The organism is Arthrobacter sp. MDT1-49-2 (assembly GCF_059090185.1).
In genome coordinates this window covers 253958-277809 of the sequence record NZ_JBNHFK010000002.1, presented here as the reverse complement: position 1 = coordinate 277809, position 23852 = coordinate 253958, and the positions used below count along the sequence as shown (strand labels likewise).

18 protein-coding genes are annotated in these 23852 nt (G+C 63.5%); 11 read left to right on the top strand and 7 right to left on the bottom strand.

Annotation, left to right across the window (positions count from 1 at the left end; translation table 11 throughout):
• The first annotated feature begins 17 nt into the window (after positions 1 to 17).
• The 7 genes from AC5RTS_RS03805 to AC5RTS_RS03775 all read left to right on the top strand — a co-directional run bounded on the left by AC5RTS_RS03805 (position 18) and on the right by AC5RTS_RS03775 (position 7796).
• Positions 18 to 1397, top strand: coding sequence for an MmgE/PrpD family protein (locus AC5RTS_RS03805; protein ID WP_493990742.1), 1380 nt, complete (start codon positions 18 to 20; stop codon positions 1395 to 1397).
• Positions 1394 to 2539: a hydroxymethylglutaryl-CoA lyase-like TIM-barrel protein gene (locus AC5RTS_RS03800; protein WP_493990741.1), complete on the top strand. Its 1146-nt coding sequence runs from the start codon at positions 1394 to 1396 to the stop codon at positions 2537 to 2539. The genes AC5RTS_RS03805 and AC5RTS_RS03800 overlap by 4 nt, the downstream gene beginning before the upstream one ends.
• Entirely contained in the window at positions 2536 to 3771 is a 1236-nt protein-coding gene (locus tag AC5RTS_RS03795; RefSeq protein WP_493990740.1) for a CaiB/BaiF CoA transferase family protein, read from the top strand. The genes AC5RTS_RS03800 and AC5RTS_RS03795 overlap by 4 nt, the downstream gene beginning before the upstream one ends.
• Entirely contained in the window at positions 3768 to 4571 is an 804-nt protein-coding gene (locus tag AC5RTS_RS03790; protein ID WP_290245596.1) for an enoyl-CoA hydratase/isomerase family protein, read from the top strand. Before AC5RTS_RS03795 ends, AC5RTS_RS03790 begins: the two co-directional genes overlap by 4 nt.
• A gap of 9 nt (positions 4572 to 4580) precedes the next feature.
• Complete coding sequence (locus tag AC5RTS_RS03785; protein WP_493990739.1) at positions 4581 to 6059, top strand: aldehyde dehydrogenase family protein; 1479 nt, start codon at positions 4581 to 4583, stop codon at positions 6057 to 6059.
• A gap of 55 nt (positions 6060 to 6114) precedes the next feature.
• On the top strand, positions 6115 to 6972 hold the full coding sequence (locus AC5RTS_RS03780) for an IclR family transcriptional regulator (protein ID WP_493990738.1): 858 nt from the start codon (positions 6115 to 6117) through the stop codon (positions 6970 to 6972).
• A 71-nt stretch (positions 6973 to 7043) separates the two neighbouring features.
• Positions 7044 to 7796 (top strand): IclR family transcriptional regulator, encoded by a 753-nt coding sequence (locus AC5RTS_RS03775; RefSeq protein ID WP_493990737.1) that lies wholly within the window; start codon positions 7044 to 7046, stop codon positions 7794 to 7796.
• 86 nt (positions 7797 to 7882) lie between these two features.
• Here AC5RTS_RS03775 and AC5RTS_RS03770 read toward each other — a convergent pair whose 3' ends face one another.
• Complete coding sequence (locus AC5RTS_RS03770) at positions 7883 to 9094, bottom strand: FAD-dependent monooxygenase (RefSeq protein ID WP_493990736.1); 1212 nt, start codon at positions 9092 to 9094, stop codon at positions 7883 to 7885.
• 246 nt (positions 9095 to 9340) lie between these two features.
• On the opposite strand from AC5RTS_RS03770, the gene AC5RTS_RS03765 reads away from it, so the two are divergent.
• The 3 genes from AC5RTS_RS03765 to AC5RTS_RS03755 are packed head-to-tail and all read left to right on the top strand — an operon-like array spanning position 9341 to position 13073.
• Complete coding sequence (locus AC5RTS_RS03765; RefSeq protein ID WP_493990735.1) at positions 9341 to 10117, top strand: electron transfer flavoprotein subunit beta/FixA family protein; 777 nt, start codon at positions 9341 to 9343, stop codon at positions 10115 to 10117.
• 11 nt (positions 10118 to 10128) lie between these two features.
• Positions 10129 to 11121: an electron transfer flavoprotein subunit alpha/FixB family protein gene (locus AC5RTS_RS03760; RefSeq protein WP_493990734.1), complete on the top strand. Its 993-nt coding sequence runs from the start codon at positions 10129 to 10131 to the stop codon at positions 11119 to 11121.
• Positions 11121 to 13073 (top strand): cytochrome b/b6 domain-containing protein, encoded by a 1953-nt coding sequence (locus AC5RTS_RS03755; protein ID WP_493990733.1) that lies wholly within the window; start codon positions 11121 to 11123, stop codon positions 13071 to 13073. Before AC5RTS_RS03760 ends, AC5RTS_RS03755 begins: the two co-directional genes overlap by 1 nt.
• A 776-nt stretch (positions 13074 to 13849) precedes the next feature.
• On the opposite strand, the gene AC5RTS_RS03750 is transcribed toward AC5RTS_RS03755, so the two are convergent.
• Genes AC5RTS_RS03750 through AC5RTS_RS03735 form a run of 4 tightly spaced genes read right to left on the bottom strand, consistent with a single transcriptional unit; the run spans position 13850 to position 18524 of the window.
• Entirely contained in the window at positions 13850 to 14659 is an 810-nt protein-coding gene (locus tag AC5RTS_RS03750; RefSeq protein ID WP_493990732.1) for an HNH endonuclease, read from the bottom strand.
• Between the two features lie 3 nt (positions 14660 to 14662).
• Entirely contained in the window at positions 14663 to 16252 is a 1590-nt protein-coding gene (locus tag AC5RTS_RS03745; protein ID WP_493990731.1) for an ATP-binding protein, read from the bottom strand.
• Between the two features lie 5 nt (positions 16253 to 16257).
• Positions 16258 to 16707: an EcoRII N-terminal effector-binding domain-containing protein gene (locus AC5RTS_RS03740; RefSeq protein ID WP_493990730.1), complete on the bottom strand. Its 450-nt coding sequence runs from the start codon at positions 16705 to 16707 to the stop codon at positions 16258 to 16260.
• Complete coding sequence (locus tag AC5RTS_RS03735) at positions 16704 to 18524, bottom strand: DEAD/DEAH box helicase (RefSeq protein WP_493990729.1); 1821 nt, start codon at positions 18522 to 18524, stop codon at positions 16704 to 16706. Before AC5RTS_RS03735 ends, AC5RTS_RS03740 begins: the two co-directional genes overlap by 4 nt.
• A 216-nt stretch (positions 18525 to 18740) precedes the next feature.
• On the opposite strand from AC5RTS_RS03735, the gene dcm reads away from it, so the two are divergent.
• Complete coding sequence (gene dcm, locus AC5RTS_RS03730; RefSeq protein ID WP_493990728.1) at positions 18741 to 20129, top strand: DNA (cytosine-5-)-methyltransferase; 1389 nt, start codon at positions 18741 to 18743, stop codon at positions 20127 to 20129.
• A gap of 66 nt (positions 20130 to 20195) precedes the next feature.
• Here dcm and AC5RTS_RS03725 read toward each other — a convergent pair whose 3' ends face one another.
• Entirely contained in the window at positions 20196 to 21869 is a 1674-nt protein-coding gene (locus AC5RTS_RS03725) for a nuclease-related domain-containing DEAD/DEAH box helicase (protein WP_493990727.1), read from the bottom strand.
• Positions 21870 to 22190: 321 nt separating this feature from the next.
• Entirely contained in the window at positions 22191 to 23537 is a 1347-nt protein-coding gene (locus AC5RTS_RS03720; protein WP_493990726.1) for a 2-hydroxycarboxylate transporter family protein, read from the bottom strand.
• Between the last annotated feature and the right edge of the window lie 315 nt (positions 23538 to 23852).

The window sequence follows — 23852 nt, the reverse complement described above, 5'->3', positions numbered from 1 at the left end:
CCGGGAACACAGCGGAAATGGGCGCCACGGAGGTCCTCGCCACCTATGCCGTTGCAGGCGACGGCGCGGCGGCGGACCACCGGGACGAGGTTGCCCGGGCACTGATCGACACGGTGGCCGTGGCGCTGGGCAGTGCCGGGTCCGCCGGGGAGACGATCCTGCGCGACTGGGCCCGCGCCCAGTCGCCGTCGGGACCCGCCACGGTTTGGACCTCGGGGGAGCGGACGTCGGCATCCACTGCGGCGCTGGTCAACGGAACAGCGGCACACCTGCTGGACTTCGATGACATCTCCCCGTCCATGCCGCTGCACCCCAGTGCCGTGCTGATGCCGGCACTGGTGGCCGCCGCCGAAGGCTGGGGCGGCCCGGCGGCCACGCCGGAACGCTTCACTGCCGCGTACGACGTCGGGGCTGCAGCGTTCCGCGCGCTGGCGGACCTGCTGCCCCAGCACGTCCACTACGCCCGCGGCTGGCACAGCACCTCCACGGTCGGCCGGCTCGCCGCCGTCGCCGCACTGGCCCGGCTGGGCGGCCTGGATGTGGAGACCACCCGGCACGCGCTGGGCCTGGTCTCCTCGCTGGCCGCCGGCTCGCGGCCGAACTTCGGCTCCATGACCAAACCGCTGCACGCCGGGGCCGCCGCCCGCGATGCGGTGATGGCGGTGGAACTGGCCCGGGCCGGATTTACCGCCAACCCGGAGGAACTGGAAGCACCCAACGGGTTCCTGGAACGCTACGGCGATCCACAGCTGGCACCGGTGGGATCGGCAGCCCAGACCCTGGACGAGCGCCTGGAATATTGGACGGACGCGTGGCTCCAGGACTGGGGGCTCAAACGCTACGCCAGCTGCTACGGCACCCACCGCGGCATCGACGCCGTCCTGGAACTGCGCCGGCAGCATCCCCAGGACCTGCCGGTATCTCTCAAGGCGACGCTGCACCGCCGCGGAACCCGGCCGCTGCGCCGGACCGCCCCGACGTCGGGCACCGAAGCGAAATTCAGCCTCGAATACGTGCTGGCCGTGGCCTACCTGCGCGGGCGGGTCACGCTGGAGGACTTCACCGAAGAGGCCTTCGCGGACGGGCAGGTCCGGGAGTTGATGGGCCGGGTCCAGGTGGGGGAGAGCGATCAACCGCCGGTGGGACCGGCGGAATATGCCACCGGGTTCACCGTGGTGGAGGCCTCCTTCGCGGACGGGTCCACCCGGGCGGCCCGCGTGGAAATCACGCACGGACAGTATGCCGATCCGCTGACGGACGCCGAGCTGCGCGAGAAAAGCGGAGAGTGCGTCCGGGCCGGCGGCTATCCCGCTGAGCTGGCAGACCAGATCATCGAGGCGGTCTCGGATGCACCGGGCCCGGCCTTCACACGAGTTATTTCCGGGAGGAATCCATGAGCAACGGCAGGCCCACCGTCCTGATCCAGGAAGAGGGCATGCGCGAAGGCATGCAGATCGAAAGCCGCGACATCCCCGTTGACGGCAAGATCCGCCTGCTGGACGCGCTGTCCCGGACCGGACTGAAGAAAATCATTGTGGGCTCTTTCGTGAGCCCGAAATGGACACCCCAGATGGCCGAGGTGGAGGCCGTCATTGACGGCTTCACCCCGGCCGAGGGCGTGGAGTACACGGCGATCGTGCTGAACCGGAAGGGAGCCGAGCGCCGGGCGGAGTACGCGCACAAGCTCACCCTGCCGGATCCCGCGCTGGGCCGCATCAAGGTCCATCTGTGCGACGTGTTTGTCCGGCGCAACACCAACCGCAGCCAGCAGGATGAACTGGACGCGCTGGAAAGCTCTGTGGCCTCCGCCCGCGATGCCGGCATCACCCACGCTGAGATCTCCATCAACGCTGCCTGGGGTTCGAACTGGCTGGGCGAATTCACCGAGGATGAGCGGATGCGGCTGCTGCAGCTGCAGTATGACGCGTGGACCGCCGCCGGCATCCCGGTGACCCGCATCCAGATCGGCGACCCGATGAGCTGGAACACCCCGGCGGCCGTGCGGTCCATGATGCGCCGCGTCGTCCGGACCTGGCCCGAGGTCCGCAACTACCACCTGCACCTGCACGACGCGCGGGGGATGGCGATGCTCTCGGCCTACGTGGCGATGGAGGAACTGGATGAGCGGCACACCCTGCTCATTGACACCGCCATCGGCGGCATGGGCGGCTGCCCTTATTGCGGCAACGGCCGGGCCACCCGGATGATCCCCACCGAGGACTTTGTGCACCTGCTCGAATCCGAAGGAATCGAGACGGGCATCGACCTGCCGCTGCTGATCGAGGCCGGGAAGATCGCCGAGGAGGTGGTGGGCCATCCGCTGTGGTCGAAGGTGACCGCGGCCGGTCCCCGCCCCACCGGCGAGGACGTGTATCCGATGGACATGCCGTTTATTGAAACCTTCGAGGAAGCCCAGCATTTCCGGCTGGGGCCCTCCGTCTACCAGGGGGCGCTCTCACCCTGGCGCGAGCCGGTGCAGTCCCCGGCCCGGAAGAACTACGACGCGCGGCTCGCCGCAGGAAAGGAACCGGCGCTATGAGTACCCAGGGATCCCTGGCCGGAATCCGGATCATCGAAATCGGGACCAGTGTGGCCGTTCCCTACGGCTGCCAGATCCTGGCCGATTTCGGAGCCGAGGTCATCAAGGTGGAACGCCTCGGCGGCGGCGACGACGCCCGCACCTGGGCACCGCTCAGCGGCGGCATCTCCATCACCTTCCTGTCCCTGAACCGGAACAAGAAGTCCGTGGTGCTGAACTACAAGGACCAGCGCGGCGCGGAACTGCTCGAGGAACTGCTGGGCTCCGCCGACGTCCTGGTGCAGAACCTGCGCCCGGGAGCCCTGGCCGCGGCCGGGTTCTCCTGGGAACGGATCCACGAGATCAACCCGAAGCTGGTCTATGTGGAAATGACCGGCTACGGACGCACCGGGCCGCGCAGCCAGCAGCCCGCCTATGACGCGATGCTGCAGGCCTACGCCGGCGTGGTGGCCATGACCGGTTCCGACGACGGCCCGCCGGCACGGGTGCCGCTGTCCATGATGGACATGGGCACCGGCATGTGGCTGGCGCTGGGCGTTTTTGACGCGCTCCGCCGCCGGGAACAGACCGGTGAAGGCACCCATGTGGAGGTCTCGCTGCTGCAGACCGCCCTGGCCTGGGTGAACACCCCGCTGATGAGCGTCGCGGCCGGCGGCGCCGTCCCCGAACGGCTCGGCTCCGGGTTCCGCGGCAACGTCCCCAACGGCGCCTTCCCGGCGTCGGACGGCTACGTGTTCCTCTCCGTGGGCAACAACGAGAGCTTCTACCGCCTGCTGGACGCCATTGAAGCCCCGTACCTGCGGGACGAGCCGGGCTTCGAGGACAACCTGGCCCGGGTGAAGAACCGGCACACGGTCAACGAACGGCTCGGGGAAGCCACGGCGAAGTTCACCATGGATGACCTGCTGCAGCGCCTGGAGAAAGCCAAGGTTCCGCACTCCGCGGTGAACACCCTGGACCGGGTCCTGGCGGATCCGCAGGTGGAGGCCCTGGGCCAGCTCGAAGACGTTTCCCATCCGGTCCTGGGAGACGTGACGGTGGTGAACACCCCGGTCACCTTCAACGGGGAGTACCTGGCCCAGCGCCGGACCCCGCCCGCCCTCGGTTCGGACACCGCCGACGTCCTCACCGCCCTCGGCCTCACCGATGAGCAGATTGACGGACTGCTGGCCGCCGGCGTCATCGAGACCGGCACCGCAACAGACAGCACTACAGAAGGAGCAGACGCATGAGCGACGGCCTGATCAGCGGCAGCGCCGAGGAAGTCCGCTATGAAGTACGGGACTCGGTAGCGTGGATCACCATCAACCGGCCCGAACGGCGCAACGCCATCAGCCGGCACACCGTCCAGCTCCTGGTAAAGGCCTTTGTGGAGGCCGAGGAGGATCCGGATGTCTGGGCCGTGGTCATCACCGGCACCGGCGACAAGGCGTTCTGCGCCGGCGGCGACATGAAGGAAATGGACAGCGTGGCCCGCGCCGGACGTCAGGTGCACACCCCCATGACCGGCGAGTACCGTGCCCTGCTGGAAGTAATGCTGGAGACCTACAAACCCGTGATTGCCGCGATCAACGGGCACGCCCTGGCCGGGGGCTGCGAAATAGCCCTGGCCTGCGACATCCGGATTGCCGTGGAGGGAGCCACCGTGGGCCTCACCGAGGCCAAGCGCGGCATGGGCGCCAACTTCGGCTCCGTGGTGCTGCCCCGGCTGATCCCGCGCGCGCTGGCCATGGACATGCTCTACACCGCCCGGATGGTGCCGGTGGAGGAAGCCCTGCAGATGGGCCTGGTCAACAAGGTGGTGCCGCGCGAGGAGTTCGAGACCGCGGTGAAGGATTACGTGGCCGGCATTGTGGCCAACTCCCCGGTATCCCTGCGCCGCTACAAGGAAATGGCCACCAAGAGCTGGGGCCTGCCCGTCAGCTCGGCGCTGCGCCTGAACGTGGGCCCCAATCCCTACACCAGCGAGGACCGTGCCGAGGGGGTCCGCGCGTTCCTGGAGAAGCGCGCCCCGCAGTGGAAGAACAGGTAGGAAGCGCCCATGGACATGCTTGAGGAATGGGCCGTCCCGCAGGGCGGGATCTGGACGGACGGCGACGGCGAGCCGCTGCCGGTGCGCGAGGCCGCCACCGGCGAGGTGATCACCACGCTGGCCACCGCCTCGGTGGCCCAGGCCGAAGAAGCCGCCCGCACCGCTGCCCGCGCCCAGCGGGACTGGGCCGCGCTCCCGCCGTCGGCCCGCGCCGCCGTGCTCCGCCGCGCCAGCGAATTGTTCGCCCAGCACGCGGACCGGATCACGCCGTGGATTGTCCGCGAAAGCGGCGGCACCTGGGCCAAGGCCTCCACCGAGATCCTCGCCGCCGTCTCCGAATGCGCCGAGGCGTCCGCGCTGCCCACCCTCCCGCAGGGGGACACCCTGGCCACCAACAAGCAGCGGTGGTCCTTCTCCCGCCGGGTTCCGGCCGGAGTGGTGTCCGTGATTGCCCCGTTCAACTATCCGCTCACCCTGGCCATCCGCTCGGTGGCTCCCGCGCTCGCCGCCGGCAACGCGGTGCTGCTGAAGCCCGATCCGCGCACCACGGTGTGCGGCGGGGCCGCGATCCAGCGGATCTTCAACGAGGCCGGCCTGCCCGCGGGTGTGCTGCAGGTCCTGCCCGGCGGCGCCGACATCGGCGCGGCCGTGGTCAGTGCCCCCGAGGTGCGCATCATTTCCTTCACCGGTTCGACGGCGGCCGGCATCAAGGTGGGCGAGGCCGCAGCACGGCAGATGAAACGAGCGCACCTGGAGCTGGGCGGCAACAACGCGGTAGTGGTGCTGCCCGGGGCGGACATTGCTGCCGCCGCGGCGGCCGGGGCCTTCGCCTCCTTCCTGCACCAGGGGCAGATCTGCCAGGCCGCCGGCCGGCACCTGGTGCATGTCTCCCAGGCGGAGGACTACCTTGCGGAGCTGGCCCGGATCGCCAAATCCCTGGTGGTGGGGGATCCCTGGCGGCAGGAAGGCGTGCAGATCGGCCCGGTCATCGATGAACGCCAGCTGGCCGCCGTCAAAGCCCTGGTGGACGGCGCCGTGGCAACCGGTGCCCGGGTACACGCCGGCGGACGGACGGAGGGCCGGGCTTACCTGCCCACCGTCCTCTCCGGCGTCGAACCGGGCATGCCCGTGTGGCAGGACGAGATCTTCGGACCCGTGGCCCCCGTTCTGACCTACGAAACCCTCGACGAAGCAGTGGAGCTGGTCAACGCGAGCCCCTACGGCCTGTCCGTGGCGGTGCTTGGTGATGCCGGCACGGCCATGGCGGTGGCGGACCGGATCCACAGCGGGGTAGTGCACATCAACGAACAGACCGTGGGGGATGAGGCCACGGCGCCGTTCGGCGGGATGGGCACGTCCGGAAACGGTGCTCGCTTCGGCGGCCCGGAGGCGAACTTTGAGGCCTTCACTGAGACACAATGGGTCACAGTACGTCCAACCATTGAGACCTACGCCGTGCCGTCCGGGCGGGCGCCGCTCAACGGATAGAATCGCCGGGTGGCGGGCGGAAACGGGCCCGCCCCACGGGATAGACGGAGATTTTATGGCAGGCAACGGCACGGTGGATCCGCACGAGGACACAAAGCGGTCCGTCCTGGGCAGGGCCTTCGAAATCCTGGACTGCTTCGAGGGCGGCCAGGAAATGACGGTGGCCGGGATCTGCGAACGGACCGGCCTGCCGCCGGCCACCGTGCACCGGATGCTCGCGGCCCTGGTGGAGTGGGAAGGCGTGGAACGCCTGGCCCGCGGCCGCTACCGCCTCGGCGCGCGCATCTGGCGGCTGGGTGTCAGCGCACCGCAGGTACGGCGCCTGCGCGAGCTCGCCCAGCCGTACCTGGTCAACCTGCACATGGCCACCCGCGGAACGGTCTACCTGGGCGTCCGCGACGGCCAGGACGCCGTCTTCGGTGACCGGATCACCCGGGTCAAACCCACCGCAGCCTCCTCCTTCGTCACCCGGCGGATGCCGCTGCAGAGCACGGCCGGCGGCCGGGTGCTGCTGGCCTACTGCGAGGACGCCTGGGCGCAGGTGCGGAAGGACGCCGCCCTGGAAGCGGAGGACAGCAGCGGCGCAGCGTACGACGACGGCGCCTCCGCCGCGGGTGCCGCGGTTCCGTACGGGCTGGCCGCGCTGGAACGCGAGCTGGCCGAGATCCGGAGGCAGGGCTACGGTGTGATGCTCAATGACGGGCTGCCCGGCCGGACCTCCGTGGCAGCGCCCGTGTTTGGCGAACTCGGCACGGTGGTGGCCAGCCTCACCGTCTCCTTCCCGGAAACCCGGATTCCAGAGCCGCGCACCATCCTGCCGCAGGTGCTGGGCACCGCCCGGGCCATCAGCGGTGACCTGGCCCGGCACTCGCTGCCGGCGTCGTCGGCCGTGCCGCCGGAGCCTGCGCACTAGTCCAACCCTTTTCCGCGACACCGGCGCAGAATCGCATTCTGGAGGGCGAGACCCCGCTAAGGTCTTGACGTATGACAGCTAAGCAGCGCGAGAAGGACGAGCCCACCTATCCCATCGGATCGGTGGACAAGGCCCTGCGCCTGGTGGTCCTGGTGTCCGAACACCCGGGCGGTATCCGGATCGGCGAGGTTGCTGCCGTCCTGGGCGTGGCTCCGTCCACGGCCCACCGGCTGCTGCAGATGCTGGTGCACCGCGGCTTCGCGCGCCAGGACCCGGACACCAAGGCCTACCATCCCGGTGAAACCCTGGACCGGCTCTCCGACCAGCGCGAGCGGGTCCGCCAGCTGGCCCGGCCCATCCTGACCGGCCTGGTGGAGGAGTTCGGCGAGACCGTGCACCTGGCCATGCTGGACGGATGGAACGCCCTGACCATTGCCTCCGTGGAAAGCCCGCATCTGCTGCGCGTCGGCAACCGCGAGGGCCACGCCCAGCCCGCGGTGAGCAGCGGTATGGGCCGGGTACTGCTCTCCGGCGTCGACACCCCGGTGCCCTCGCCCATGCTCAAGTCCGCCGGCGTCGGCCGGGAACGCTTCGAAAACCACCTGGCAGAGATCGAGGCGAACGGTTTCCTGCTCCAGCACGGGGAAGTGGAGCACGGCGTCAGTGCTTTGGCCGTCCCGGTGTACGGGCGGGACGGGGAATCGGTGGACTACGCCATCGGTGTCACCTACCCCACCGGGCGGATCGGGGAGGCAGACCTGCCGAAGCTGGTGAAGGCCGCCAAAACAGCAGCGGCGCAGCTCGGGGAGGAGCTGCACCGCTGAGCTGCACGGCTGACTTACACCGCTGACAGGCGTTCGGTTCGGCGGCCGGCTTGGGCCGGGGCTTAGCTTGAGGCTTGGATCGGGGCTTAGATCGGGTACTTCCGCTCCTGCGGAGCCCGGTCCAGCGGCATGAACATCCAGTCCAGATCCGCGTAGTCCTTCGGATCGTGGTCCTTGAAGATGAAGTTGCGCATGTTCCGGCCCACACCCTCGGTGTGGAACAGCTCTCCGGCCGCGCGGGCCAGGCGCTGGATGTTGCCGGCATGCTTCAGCCGCCGGTCCTGGTAGGCAGCGAAGGCTCCCTCCACATCCTCCGTGCGGGTCAGTTCCTCGGAGATCGCGATGGCGTCATCGATGGACTGGGCCCCGCCCTGGGCGAGGTACTGGAGCATCGGATGGGCGGCGTCGCCCAGCAGGGCCACCCGGCCATCCACCCACACATCCGCCGGCTCGCGGTCATACATGGGCCAGCGGATGTCGCGGCTGAGGTACTGGCCGGCGTTCTGCACGGCGTCGCAGCACTTGGAGAAGCGGGCATCCAGTTCCTCCGGGGTGCCCCAGTTGTCGTGGTCCGGGGAGTACGCGTCGGACTTGAAGACCGCCACGTTGTTGTACAGCTTGCCGCCGCGCAGCGGGTACTGGATCAGGTGCATGTTCGGGCCCAGCCAGCACAGCACGGCGGGGGAGGAGGTGACGTCCTCGCCCACGGCTTCGATGGGGACCGTGCCGCGGTAGGCCACGTACTTGGACGGCACCAGATCATCATCGATGATGGCCCCGCGCAGGTTGGAGCGCACGCCGTCGGCCCCGATCACCGCTTCGGCAAGGTACTGGGCGCCGGAGAGGGTCTTGACCAGCACCGTCCCGTCGGCCTGGTTGGTGGCGCTGAGCACCTCCGCATCGGTCTGCAGCTGGACCCGGCCGCTCTCCTGGCAGGCCTCCAGCAGTGCCGAGTGCAGGTCCGCGCGGTGCGTGACGATGTAGGGGTAGCCGTAGTGCGCCTGGAACTCTTCGCCCAGGTCAATGGTGGCAATGGTCTGCCCGGTGACGGCGTCAATGTAGATTTTCCGCTCCGGGACCACCGCGTCCTTCTTGACCTTGTCCAGCACGCCCAGCCGGTCCAGTGCGGACAGGGCATTGGGGGCCAGCTGGATGCCGGCGCCCACCTCGGCGAATTCGGGGGCGCGTTCCAGGACAAGGACGTCCTTGCCGGCACGGGCGAGGCCGGCAGCGGCGGCCAGGCCGCCAATTCCTCCGCCTACCACCAGGGTGTGGACCTTCGTGATTTCCTGCGTCATGTCTTGCTCTCCTCCGGTGCCGAATCCGCGGCGTCGCGGTTCTTGCTGATTCTGTATAGCGGAACTTCATTCGTTCCAACAGAATAGGGAGGGATGTGAGCTGCGTCAATGGGTTGCCGCCGCACTATCAGCCAGTGAGAGGACCGGTACGCAGCCTGCGACTCCGCCATTAGGCTGGCGCTGATGAAACTGAGGCGGTGCCCGCGGGCCGGGCCGCCGTAGCTTCCGCACACTTAAGGAGCCGTAATGAGAATCGTTGTCTTGGTCAAGGAAGTCCCGGACACCTACGGGGACCGCAAGCTGTCCCTGGAGACCGGGCTTGCCGACCGCGCGGCCGGGGACGTGGTGATGGACGAAATCGGGGAACGCGCCATTGAAGCGGCCCTGACCTATGCCGATGCCAACGCCGGCACCGAAGTGGTGCTGCTGTCCATGGCGCCGGAATCCGCGACTGCAACCATTCGGAAGGGCCTGGCCGCGGGGGCGTCCTCGGCCGTGCTGGTGGCGGACGAGGCCCTGCTGGGCGCGGACATGAACCTGACCTCTGAGGTGCTGGCGGCCGCGGTGCAGCGGATCGACGCCGACCTGGTGATCGCCGGCAACCAGTCCACGGACGGCTCCGGCGGCATGATGGCGGCCATGCTGGCCGAACGGCTGGGCCTGCCCCAGCTGACCTTCCTCTCCGCCGTGGAGATCTCCGAGACCGCGGTTTCCGGCACCCGGATGACGGACGCCGGCACGGCACAGGTCTCCGCGGACCTGCCCGCGGTGATTTCCGTGACCGAGGCACTGCCGCCCTGCCGCTTCCCCAACTTCAAGGGCATCATGGCCGCCAAGAAGAAGCCGTTCGAGGTGCTGAGCGCCGCGGACCTGGGCCTGGACGCCGAGCGCCTGGACATTCCGCGTTCCATCCTCACCCAGGTCTCCGTCCGTCCGGCCCGCGGGACGGGCGTGAAGATTGTGGACGACGGCGACGGCGGCCGGCAGCTGGCGGAGTACCTACTCGAAAACAAACTGGCCTGAGGGGCACCATCATGACTGAATTCGCAACTGATTCCATTCTCGTGCTGCTGGACACCCTTCCCGGCGGAGCCCTGGCCAAGAGTGCATCGGCACTGCTGGGGGCTGCGGACAGCATCGGCACCCCCGTGGTGCTGCTGGCCGGAAAGCCGGATGAGCTGGCGGAAGCTGCCGAGGCCGCTGCCGGTTTCGGTGCCGCACAGGTCCTGGTGGCGGACACGTCCGCCGCCGGTGGTGAGCTGACTGTGCCCACCGTGGATGCCCTGGAAGCGGCAGCCGCCTTGGTCCGGCCCGACGCCGTGCTGATTTCCCACTCCGTGGAGGGCCGCGACGTCGCCGGCCGGTACGCGGTACGCGCCGGCACCGCCGTGGCCGTGGACGCGGTGGGCGTCGCCCGGGACGCCGAGGGCATTGTGGCCCAGCATTCCGTGTACGGCGGCGAGTTCCTGGCCGAATCCGCCCTGACCTTCGGCACTCCGGTGATCACGCTCCGCCAGGGTGCTGTGGAGGCACGGGCCGAGGCCCGGCCGCTGCAGCGGCAGGACCTGGACTTTGCACTCTCCGCTGCCCGCGCCGCCAAGGTGAACTCCTTCGACGCCGCTGCAGTCAACGCCTCCCGGCCGGAGCTGCGCGGTGCCGCCAAGGTGGTGGCCGGCGGCCGCGGCCTCGGCTCCGTGGAGCAGTTTGCCCTGGTGGAGCAGCTGGCCGACGAACTCGGCGCCGCCGTGGGTGCTTCCCGTGCCGCCGTCGACGCCGGGTACATTCCTTACGCCCATCAGGTGGGGCAGACCGGCGTCTCGGTGTCCCCGCAGCTGTACCTGGCCCTGGGTATTTCCGGTGCCATCCAGCACAAGGCCGGCATGCAGACCGCCAAGACCATTGTGGCGGTGAATAAGGATGCGGATGCGCCGATCTTTGAGGTGGCGGACTTCGGTGTGGTGGGTGATCTCTTCACGGTGATCCCGCAGGCCATCGAGGTGCTTCAGGCGAAGAAGGCGGCGTCCTGATGACTGCCGCAACCACGACCCTGCGCCGCGGGCTGCCCCGCCGGCCGGGCGGGGAACCGTGGCCGGAGGTCGACGGGGGAGCGGTGGATGTTGGCGGGGCTGGTGCTGAGGCGGCGGTTGCGGCGGAGGCTGCTGCGGCTGAGGTTGCCCCGGCCGCTGATGCGCCGGCCGCTGATGCGCAGGTTGCAGCTCCCGCTGACGCGCAGGGTGCCACCGAGGCGGCGCCGCAGGTGTCGGCCGAGCCCGCAGCCCAGGCTATTCCTGCGGCTGAAACCCCTGAACCGACTCCCCAGCCTGTTCCGGCAACCGAGCCTGCTCCGTCGTCGGCGACCGTTTCCCTGCGGCGCGGCCTACCGCGCACCCCCGGCGGCGAACCGTGGCCGCCCGGTGGCGTGTCGGTGCCGGCGGCAGCCGCCGTTCCGACGTCGTCGGACGCGGCGAACAGTTCCGCACCGGATGCTTCAGCAGCTGGCGCCTCGAAGGGTTCGGCACCCGCCGTTTCAGGGAGTGCCAACCCAGCGCCGGTGACGGACGCACCCGTCGCCGACCCGGCGTCGGCGTCCTCCGCTGCAGCTGTCTCCAATCCGGCTATCTCCAATCCAGCAGTCGGCAGCCGCACCGAGACGGTCCGGCTGCGGCAGGGACTGCCCCGGAAAGCCGGTGAAGACGCCTGGCCAACCGTTGCCGAAGTCCAAACCGAGGTGGCAGGCGTCGCATCCGTCGCCGCGCCGCCGTCATCCCCTGCAGCTGACAACTCTGCGGGTACGGCAGCGTCGGCTGCACCCGCTGCTGACGCTGCACGGACATCAACTGAGGTGCCTGCTGAGAACGCTGCTGCCGGTGCCTCTGATGCGGCGAGTCCCGCTGCTCCGGCTGCTCCCGCCATGTCGGCCGCTTCCGCCGGGGCTTCAGTTCAAGCTGAACCCGCTGCCCAGGCCAAACCGGCTGTCGCTTCGGCCACCCCTGCGACCTCCACCAAACTGGGCACCCCGGCATCCCCGACCAAATCCACCTCGGCGGGTTCCGCCGAGCCCGGCAGGGCCTGGTTGTCGAACCGCTGGGCGAAGCTCGGTGCCGCCGCTGCAGCCCTGGTGGTTCTTGCTGCCGTGGCCGTGCTGTGTTCGCGCTGGTTCCTCAGCAGCGACGCCGGCGTTTCCTTCTTGGCGGCGTATCCGGGGGAGTACCACCTGCCCGAGGGCGCTCCGGTCGGGCTGCCGGCCTGGCTGGGCTGGCAGCACTTCATGAACGTGTTCCTGATGGTGCTGATCATCCGTTCCGGCTTGCAGATCCGCCGGGAGACGCGGCCTTCTGCGTACTGGACGCCGAAGCGGGCGGGCGGATCCAAGGTCAGCCTGACCGTCTGGTTCCACCAGTCACTGGACCTGCTCTGGCTGGTGAACGGGGCGGTGTTCATAGTGCTGCTGTTCGCCACGGGCCAGTGGATGCGTGTCATTCCCACCTCGTGGGAGGTCTTCCCCAATGCGGTGTCCGCCGGTCTGCAGTACATGTCCCTGGACTGGCCGACGGATAACGGGTGGGTGAACTACAACGCCCTGCAGCAGCTGGCCTACTTTGTCACCATCTTTATCGCCGCGCCGCTGGCCGCAGCGACCGGTTTCCGGATGTCGGGCGTGTGGCCGAAGAAGGCCGTGAAGGTGAGCCAGCTGTTCCCCATCGAGGCCGCCCGTCGGGTGCATTTCCCGGTGATGCTGTACTTCGTGGCGTTCATCGCCGTCCACGTCATCCTGGTCTTCGCCACGGGCGCACTGCGCAACCTGAACCACATGTATGCGGCGCAGGGATCCACCGATCCCTCGGCCTATGCATCCAACTGGTTCGGCTTCTGGATGTTCGTCCTGTCCCTGGCCGTCATTGGCGGGGCATGGGCAGCCAGCCGGCCGTTCCTTCTGGCACCGGTGGCCTCCCTATTCGGGAAGGTCAGTTCCCGGTAACGGTTTTCCAGTCCTCCGGCCACGGGATTCCCCTGTCCCGTGGCCGGGGTTTTATCCCGGGTCGCCAGACAATCAAGCTTCCAAACTGCGAGGTCGTCGGGCATCTGACCGGCGGTGGCCGCACGGGTCGGCGGCGTGGAACTGACGAACCTCGGCCTGGGCGGCAGCGCCCTGGTTGACCCGTTCACCGCGCAGCTGATGCGGGATACCCGGCGGACCTGATCAGCGTGAAGCTGGGCATCAATTGTGGTCAACGCGGACGTGATGCGTTTGCACGCGTTTGTGCCGGCGGCGCACGGGTTCCTGGACACCATCCGCGAGGGGGATCTGGAGACCCCGCTGGTGCTCATTTCGCCGATTTTCTGCGGCATCCACGAGGACACTCCCGGCCCTAGTGCGTTCGATCCGGCGTCCTTCGGGACCGGTCAGGTTGGGTTTGTGGCCAGGCTCGTCAGAGGGTGTGGCTGTCGGCCAGCTGACGTTGCAGGTAATCCACGAGGCGCTGGCATGCGCAGGGCAGAGGACCCGAACCTGTTCTATTTGGACGGGCTTTCGCAACACGGGGGCAGCGCATGCTGAGGTGCATCCGCTGCCCGATGCGTACAACCGGACAGTGCCACGCACCAGCTGATCGGGGACCGGCTTGCGAAGTATGTGTGTCGGGGGAGGGGTAGTTTGCAGCCTCCTAAAACCCCGACTTAGGTAGGTGGGATGCACCGGTGCCGTTGTTTACGGTGGTGATCGAGCACGGAGCCCCAGGTTGTTCGAGTTGCGCATCAAGGAATTTGTCGTGCTAGCAGCACCTCTCTTCGAAGTTCATCGGGAGAGAAGGGCGGCCACCTTCTGTGCGCGGCACGGTGGCAATTTGCGCATAGGGGTACCAGCTCGGTGCGTGGATCAACCACTCGAGGGCCGTCCATACTGCTGACCGGGGTCAAATGATGAATCTCCACGTACCCCTTGGCCAGATTTCCGTAGAAGGAACTGAAGGAGAACCCGCAAACAGTGCAGTTCGTTCCGTGTAATTCGATAGCGACCGCACGATTAGCTCTGCTGCGCTCATATCGACGGGACAGCTCAAGCTTTTCGGCACCTTCCTCGTCAAATACTTCAGGTGGTCCCGTCATAGCTGGATCATTCGAAATAGTTGCGAGCTCCAGTATGAGAGCTAAGACACTGGCCGCCGCCACTCGTCGCGCGTCGCCGGTCGTGGGGACGTCATCGAACATAACCCGGCTCGAAAACAAGGGAATCGTTGTGGGCTGCTCTTCAGATTTCATAGCTGAATGTGTCTCTTCGGAATACCGGGCACCCAGAGACGAGAAAGAATCGATAAGCACCTGTAGTTGGTTACGCTTTTCAACAAACGATGAGGCCACATGGTCACGCAAAGTCTTAGCCAAGTTATCGAATTCCAGTGTTGCATCCACCCATGACAACATCGGACGGAGAGTCACACTGAGCCCGTGCGGCCGTTTCAAGCCTTCAATACGAAGCTGGAGCTTTGCTCCTCCCGTTGGCTGGCTAACCACGGGGAGCCCCAGTATGCGAGAAAGCTCCTCTTCCAGAACATTCAGTTCAGACAAGGTTTACCCCTCAAGATCGGGCTCAGGAAGATCTTCGACTAGTTTCCGCAAGGCTCTCGAGACATCGAACCGAATGTCTTCAAATATTTCTTTGGTAGCGTCCTCAGTAGCACGGAATTCAGCAGCAGCTAGCGCCCATAGGAGCGAATCTAGTGCTTGGACCGTCACACCGGTGCTCCGGTTCGGAACATAAACCTTTCGGTAGTATGGGTGGCTCTTGCTTATGAGTACCCCTGGGTTGCTTCCGATGTATGAAGGCTTATAGAGCAAACCCTCGTTGAGTTCATCCACGCCCTCGATGAAGACCTTCGAGTCGTGCGACGGACGGTAGGGAACGGAAACTGTGCCTTTGGGATTGGTTATTTGTGCACTACCACCGATTTCATCCGTTGATGTAACGGACGGCTTCGGAAGATTCTTACCTTTGTCCCCGATAACAGCGTTGGACGGACCATGGGTCGCTGCATCATCAATCTTGGCAACGTCGGACCTCTGCCCGTCTCGATAGCGGATCTGGGCTTCCCTACGAGGTGGAGTTAGGGCTCTTTCAGCGAACTCACTTAAACCGCTGTCGAGCACTATTGCGGATTTCTTGATGTCGACTTGGAAAGCATCGTCCAAGGTATGATCAAAGGACAGCTCCGCGCGCGCAAGGGTCAAGTGGGGTTCTTGACTCCACATATTGAGCCAGTCCGGGCCGTGGATGAGACGGTTTTCACGATAGACATAAATGCCCTGCCATTTATTGGCCAAACGCGCGTGACTAGGAGCGCTTTCACCCAATGTTGCCTGCATGTCCGACTTGCGCGGAAGGACAAAGGCCCGAACCTTCAGGACTGATATTCCGGCCTCGGTCTCAACCTTTACGTCCTTGTCCAATAAACACTCGGCACCAAACCCGAACGGGTTCCATGCCGTAATGCCCTTTCCATTGAGCGTGAGGGAAACGTTCTCTGCTCGTGCATCTTCCGGATCAAGAAAACGCTGGAAGATCATGGAGAGGTGTTCATTCAGGCCAGATATTGCCCGCTGAAGGGCCGCCTTAGCCCGCGTCCCGGTCGGGTCTTTATATTCACGTATGACCCGGTCGACGGATTCCCAACGAACTACCGTTCCGGTGCCTTGGGAAGCAATGTCGTCCAGTTGGTCAATATCAGCCTGCCGATCAGCAGAGAATATTTGAACCTGCCATCCTAGCTCCTTGACCCGGTCCAGGTCCCAGAGTGCGGTTAACGGTTCCCCTTCAGGGGTGGCGCGCGAGGTTATGCGGATGCGACGGGCGAATGCTGTTGATGCTGTCTTTAATCCAAGCCCAAATTTACCGAGACTCGATGGATCGTCACGATGCGATGAACCATATCGCAGTGCATTAGCTAAACCCGCCTGATCCATGCCACATCCGTTGTCCGCCACGCTGAAACGAACGTTTCCCCGTGGGTCTTGGACGAGTTCCAAGCTGATTCGACTCGCACCGGCCGCGATCGAGTTATCAACAATATCTGCAATGGCCGTGTTTAAATTATAACCAGTGTCTCGCAGGGATTCGGCGATCCGTTCTGGATCTGGAGTGACCTCTACGTACTCATTAGTCATAACGGTCATCGCTTTCTGTAGGTGGTCCACTGCCCCGTGAGGGTGATCGTAAACGAGAATTGATCTTCCTGAAGTGCATTGAGGTCTGAAGTTGGTTTCGTGATTGACAATATATAGTCGAGCTCCGCGAGCCTTTTGATCGTCAATTTATCGCCAGCCTCTGCTGAGTTTCGGGAAAAAAACCCGCTCAGGCCGGTGAGGCGAAACTCGTTCCTTGTGCTCCTCCCATGCAACTTCCCATTGTAGTAGATATATGTTAGTGGAATACCCACTTCATGGTGGCTGTCAAACCCGTATAAAACTTGGCGCGGGTTAAATTCGGAGGCGTCAAGTACGGGAAAGAAATCAAGCATATCTCCAGTCTTGGGAACGGCTATCCCTGCTTGATGACTGCCAGTAGTACCGACGTCATTTGGCGTGAGTATCTTGGTGACTTGGTCTATGGACTTGTTCATGTGGACTCCTTTGGGACTAAATCCAGTATCTTTTCCAACTCAGCTTTATCAGGGCCGTCCATCACCTTCGACATGCCACTTGATTGCAATTCCCGCTTGGATGAAAGACGTTCAATCATGACGGACTCGATGGTTTGCTCGTAATAGAGGTAGTAAACAAAGACAGGGAGTAGCTGTCCGCGGCGGTATGAGCGTGCTGACGCTTGGTCTACGACGGCCGGGTTCCACTCCGGAGTAAAGTGGACAACATAGTTAGCTGCTTGAATGTTCAATCCCACGCCGGCAGCGCGGGGATTGACGACAAGTATTCCCGGTCCTGGATGGTCAGTGTACTCGTCTATTAGTTCCTGTCGACGGCCAATACCGGTGCGACCGTCGACGGTCGCTGTGAATAAGCCCGGTACTCCTCGAAAAAATGAGGCAATTTCATCTATTGAATCTGCAAAGGATGCGAAGACTAAGACCTTTTTCCCAGTGGCAAATGCTTCCTCTGCAATTTCGGTCAGTCTTCTCATCTTCGAACTGTTCGTTGTGCTTGTCGCGGATGCTGCGCATACCCTCAACGCGGTCATTTTTGCCAGAACAGGTTTCGGGCTTACGCGTATTGCGTTGTACCCCGCGGCAACTGTGCCGTCTAACGTGAGGGGTACAAATGCGTCTATGCGCTTCGGTAGATCGGCTGCAACTTGGTCAACATTGCGACGGATAACAAGTGGGGAGACGAGCTCACCAAGATGCTCGGCAGCCCAGATCTCATCGGGATAGAGATCTTGAAACACTTTGAATGGCGGCAGATATGCACTGGCAACGAACTCCATAATCGCCCAAAGGTCCCGCAGTGAATTCTCGATCGGGGTTCCTGTAACTGCGACGTGGCTATGCCCATCAAGGTGCTTCACGGCTAGGGCGCGCTTGGTCATAGGATTCTTGATCGCTTGCGCCTCGTCCAAGGCGATCACGTTCCAATGAACCTGTTCAAACAGAGTCAAGTCTTGGACGATGGATTCGTAAGACGTCACGACAACGTCGGCTCTGGTCAGACTGCTTGGGTGACCAGTTCTCGCCGATCCTTGGTGGACGAGGATGTTGAGAGATGGAGCGAACCGGGAGAATTCCCTAGACCAGTTTGCGAGCGTGGAGGCCGGGCCGACAACGAGCGACGTGCCTGAGTCGCAAACTGCGGTTAGGAGCGCTATTACTTGTAGAGTTTTTCCCAGTCCCATTTCATCCGCCAAGAGGCATCCGAGTTTTTGTGCGTACAAGGATCGCAACCGCTGGAAGCCTTGCGCCTGATAGGGATACAGATCTGCGGTTAGCCGGCCCGAACGCTTGAGGGGCGTCTCCTCTCTGGAAGGGACGGCAGGGCTTTCCAGAGCTGAGAAAAACACATCCAAGCCCGATTTCCAGCTCAGCCACAGCACCTGCTGATCTGATAGCTCTGTATGCGGCAAGATGCCCTGCCCAGACAGGGTGGTCCTGATCTCCGTGCATTGACCTTGGTCCAATGCGAACCAGTTGTTCTCTGCAAGAACCTGCCCGAACTGCGGAATGTCGCGCAAAGGGTATTCCGAGGACGAATCAGAGACGACTGGGACTAGTACGCGCTGATCGGTGGCTGTGCGCCTGATTTGCAGATTGACGCTGCCCACTTCGGCATGAAAGGTGATGTCTGGAAGATCCGTGCTCGGCGGAGAGCAGAGGGAACCGTTTATTGACAGGTTCCCCTCATACTGTGCCGTCCATACGTCCAGGGCTTCGGTCGTGACAGTGCCGCTACTGGATACGAGATGAACTGTTGAAGTGTCGGCATCGATCACCCAACTGGCACCCCCCACTTGAGACTCCCCCCAGGGTCTTCGGCTCTGCGAGCCGACTTAAGAGCATTCTTGCCCTCGGACACCATATCTTGTTGTGGTGCGTTAGCACTTGTTTGCTGACGCAGCCGTGTCGGCGACGTCTTCGTCGATGTGCTGCTGTGGGATGCACAACATTTTTGGGCCTGGGTGGCGTGCCGATTTGGGTTGGACGCAGAAATGGGGAATATTTATGGACAGTTTGACCCGCAAATTTCCCCTTTTGAACGGAGCGTTCTAGTGACGTTGGCCCCGACAACTCCTGCCAGTAGTCCCGGTGGACTGCCCGTGGAGTCGCGTGCACTCCTGTTGGACCTGCGCAGCTCCCACAGCCAAGCCAAACTGGCCGCGCTGTTGGAGGTCTCATTGAAGACCATCGGGCGGTGGGAATCGGGGGAAACTGAGTGCCCGCCTTACCTTCTCCCTGCGCTCGAACGCATCAAGCTCGACCAGGTAACGGCTAAGGTGCCGGTGGTGGCCACGCCTCAATTCCGCTTTATCGACCTCTTTGCAGGGATCGGCGGTATCCGCTTGGCATTCGAGTCTATCGGCGGAAAGTGCGTCTTCACATCAGAATGGAATAAATTTGCCCAGCAGACTTATGCGCGCAACTTCGGGCATGACTTGCCGAGCTTCGTTGATGGTCTCCACACAGAACCTAATGGACATATGTTCGCCGGAGACATCACACGTATTGATGCAGAGGACATTCCTGATCACGATGTCCTCCTAGCAGGGTTTCCTTGCCAGCCCTTTTCGATCGCGGGTGTCTCGAAGAAGAACTCGTTAGGCCGCGAACATGGCTTTGCGGATGCCACACAAGGAACTTTGTTCTTCGATGTTGCCCGTATTATCGAGCAAAAACAGCCCCAAGCTTTTATGCTTGAGAATGTTAAGAACCTCCTTTCGCATGATAAGGGACGCACTTTTAGGGTAATCAAGGAGACTCTAGAAGACGAGCTCGGATACACTATCGCATTCCGTATCGTGAACGGTTCTGCATATGTCCCCCAAGGGCGGCAGAGAATAATTATTGTTGGATTCAAGGATCCCTCTGCGTTTGAGGGTGAAAAAGGATTCAGTTTTGATAACCTCAAGAGTCAGGTGAACCAGGATGGCTCGTCCCGGATTATTCACCCCACGATGGTCTCTGTGCTGCATCCAGAAGACGGAACTGAAACTGCGGAAGCCCCTTATACCGAGGGTGCTGACGCCGTCGTTAGTGAAAAGTACATCTTGACGCCGAACCTTTGGGAGTACCTCAAAAACTATGCGGCGAAACATCGTGCTGCTGGTAACGGCTTTGGCTATGGCTTGGTTGGACCAGAGTCCGTAGCGCGCACTCTGTCTGCTCGGTATCACAAAGACGGTTCGGAGATTCTGGTATCGAGGGGGGTCGGAGAGCGGCCACGCAGGCTTACACCCCGTGAGTGTGCGCGCCTTATGGGATTCCCGGACACGTACGAGATTCCGGTCTCTGATACCCAGGCTTACAGGCAGTTCGGTAACAGTGTTGTCGTTCCCGCCGTCACGGCAGTTGCTGAGGAAATGAAGAGGTTTATTCGCTGACAGTGACTCGTTTCTCCGCTCGCCTAGGTATCTGAGGGTGGGCGGAGAAACACACGACAGCGAGTACTAGGGCCCCCACTCCTCCGCCCGCCCCAACGCCAGCTCCAGCTCCCGACCGCCGGCTTCAGCAATCAGTTCCGGATCGCCGACCACCACCAGCAGGCACCGTGCCCGGGACAGCCCCACGTAGAGCTGCTCCGGAGCGCGAGCCATGTCCTTGAACCCGTTGACGCATAGGATCACGACAGACCGTTCCAGCCCCTTAAATCCCAGGACATGCCCGTAGAACTCCGCATCGTCGTCGTGGAAGGACCTCCAGTACTCGGGGATACGCTGGGACTCGTAATAATCCTGATGGATTGGATGGCGCTTGTTGGTGGTCAGCAGGGCGATCTGGTTGGCTGCCCAGCCCTCCTCGATGAGTGCGTCAACGCAGTCGCTCGCCACATCCAGTGCATCTTCGGTGGCGCAGGCGACGAGACGCACCGGCAGCCCGTCCCCGCCGCGGGGCGAGAAATGTTCGCCGGCGAACCCGCGGAAGGTCTCTGCGATCCGTTTGGTGTTGCGCAGGTTCTCGTCGATGTGCAGGGTGACGAGCCCGGCGGTGGGGTCCTCGGCCGTTCCTGCGGTTGCCGCGTCCCACCGCCCATAGACGTTCTGCCGCTCGTCCATGAACGCGTACACCCCGCCGTCGTCGGGCTTCTTCAAGCACGCGAGGAGGGCTTCCCACCACAACGGGGCGAAGTCCTGGGCCTCGTCGACGACGACCGCGTCCAGCTTCTCCTCGACCGGCAGGACGTCGGCGAGTTCCTTGAGCAGCCGCGGCATCTCCTCGTCGAAGTACTCCTGCCCGGACCCGTCGGGCACGCCCAAGGACTGCACGTAGTCGTGGAACTCGCCCACAAATACGGGCGCGGCCTGCTTCCAGGCGGCGACCTCGCGGCGCAGGTGCACGCTGAGTCCCTTGTTGTAACAGAACAGCCCGACGCGCTGGCCGTCCTTGGCGAGGCGCTTGGCCTTCTCGACGGCGAGCCAGGTCTTGCCGCTGCCGGCGCCGCCGACGAAGCGGGCGCGGGTGATCGAGCGGGTGGAATCCAGCAAGACCTTCTGCCGGGTGGTGAGCCGTTCCTGATGGTCCTCCAATTCGGCGGCATCGAGGCCCGGGCGGTCTGCCGGGGCCAGATCGCCAGAGAGATGCGGGAGGATGCGCTCGAGGTACTTGGGGGAGAGCGGTACGGATCCCTGCCCTTCCGTCTGGATGGCGGCCGAGATCTTCGCAGCGCATCCGTTTGCAAGCTCCATTTGGTCAATGATGAGGCTGCGCGGTGTGCCGGCCATCTCCCAGCCGGGCCGGACATCCGAATAGGGGAAGCACGCCAGATAGGTGATGCGGCTGGTCAGGGGAGTGCCGAGGCGGCTGCCGATCCAGTCCTTGAAGGCGTGCTGCGCGCTCTGGGCCTGGGCGATGGGGCTTTCCATCCGGCGTTTGCCGGTCCGGTCGCTTTGGTACCACTGGCCGTTCTCCACGGAGACCCGGCCGCCCTTGACTTCGAGGACGGCGACGCCGACGCCGGGCCAGAGGACCAGGATGTCGATTTCGTGTTCGGCGCGGCCGTGTCGCAGTTGGACGGAATGCGCCAGTACGACGTCGTCGGGCAGTTGTGCGCGCAGGGCGTTCCAGACCGCCTGTTCGGCTAGGTGTCCGTCCTTAAACTCTGGCTCTTCCGGTATGCAGCGCACGATTCCCCCTTATCGTTCCGGCTGGTGCCGGGGCTGGTGGGTAATCTACCGGACTGGTCCAGAAGACTGGTGGCAACTCAGGGAGCTGCCGCGCCGGCGTCATGTTGGAGCGCCTTGCTGTTTGCACTGGACAAGGTTGTCAACGTGGTGTGTGCCCGCTCCCGGACGGCAAGAAGCCGCTCCCGGTAACGGATCGCGTTGTACGCGTCCCCTGGATCTCTTGGGCAAGGCTGTTGATGCGCTGAAGCTCGGGTCCGAAAAGGTCTTCCAAGCTGTCATTGACCGTCCGGAGCGCGTCTAACACGGTGCCGTCAGCATGTTTTAGAGCACCAACGGGCCCAAGAGGGACAACGACAGCACCACCAGCCCTCCTCCGATGCGTGATGAGATTGACAGGAAGGGGAGCAGCTCTAGCCGGTTCGACGCGCCAAGGACAGCCAGATCGCCGCTGGATCCGAAGTCTGCGAGCCCGAGTCCACCGGAAATAGCAGACTCAATGAAGTGGAGGTGCACGAGCCACCCCACGAAACCCGCCGCAAGCAGGGCAACGAGAACAACGGCAATAGTTGAGAGCATGTAAACGGGGTCATTCAGCAGGCTAACGACTTCTCGGAAGTCGATTGCAACGATGCTGACGGATACGAGAATGGCAGGAATAAAGGCGTTCGCCACAAGCCTGTACCAAAGGTCGGCCCCTTGAACGAGAAAATCGGGCAGCGGGAGGAAGACCTTCGCGACCGCACACAACAGAATGAGAAATACATAACTGTGGATTGTTGGCACGAAGGATGCAATCGCGTTGGCGATCATGAACAGCATTCCCGCTGTGAATAGGCCGATAACCGTGCTCTGAACGGCTTCGACGGGGTTCACGGGCTTGGATACCGGGATTACCAGTTTTGACTTGCTTGTGGCAAGTTCACCATTGCCGTTGAAATTCCGAAAAAGAGCTGGGTTGCGACGCCCCAGCCAGGCCAGTGCACCTGCTGCTGCGATGCAGACTATGTTGGCGACAACGACTGCTGGCACGAGCTGTGTCAGGTACTCCTCAGACGAGCCTCCGGAATTATGTGCGATGAGCTCTGAGATCGGTATCGCTCCTGCAGCGACTCCGCCAGCAAGGACAGGCCCCACCACGTAGAAGAGCATCTTTCCGAGGCCGTAGCCCGTAACATAACCAACGAGTCCGAAGAGCGCGAAGCAAATGATAATGGTCGCAATAATCGGGATAATTATGCGCGATCCTGCGTTCATTAGGAGTGTCCGGTCCATGCCGAGGATACTGCCGACAATAAGCGCCGCCACTACGAACTCGCCGAACGAAGATAGATCGTAGAAGTCGGCGATGGCGGCGGCCGTGCTCACTGGAAGCATGTCGTAGCTGAGGAGCACGGCCGGGATCATGATGGCTAGGATCACGCCACCGCCGACACGGTTGAAGCCGGGAATGGCGTTGCCTATGACGACTAGCAATCCGCCTAGCGCCATGGAAACAGCGAAGCCGCTGGTCATGCCCCCCGCCGGAGTGAATAGATACGCCAGGACCACGACGACTAAGGCCATGGGAATGAACCATCGCATTGGGAGCCCCAGTGTCGCATTCAAATCGGGCTTCCGGCTTGCCTTCCGGGACACCACATCCGGTTCTTTTTCGCTGGCCTGTGTCACGCTTGCTCCTCGTGGAATGGGGGCAGTTTCATTGCTGCCGACCTATGCCTCTGCACGGAGGTTCCGGGGGAACCGGCCACGCCCCGCTAGGTTATGTGTCCCACGTCACAACGTCAACGTTGTTGTATACCTTTTCTTGAAAATTATGGCTTCTCGTATGTGGTATTCGTCGAATTGTATGCAATAGGGGATGGGCAAGGGATAACAGTGAACCTTGCGACCGCCCCCAATGCCATATGGACCAAACCGCTCGAAGGCTTTCCGATAATTGGTTAACAGTCATCCCGGTGAAGAGGATGTCCGTCGTTCTGCCTT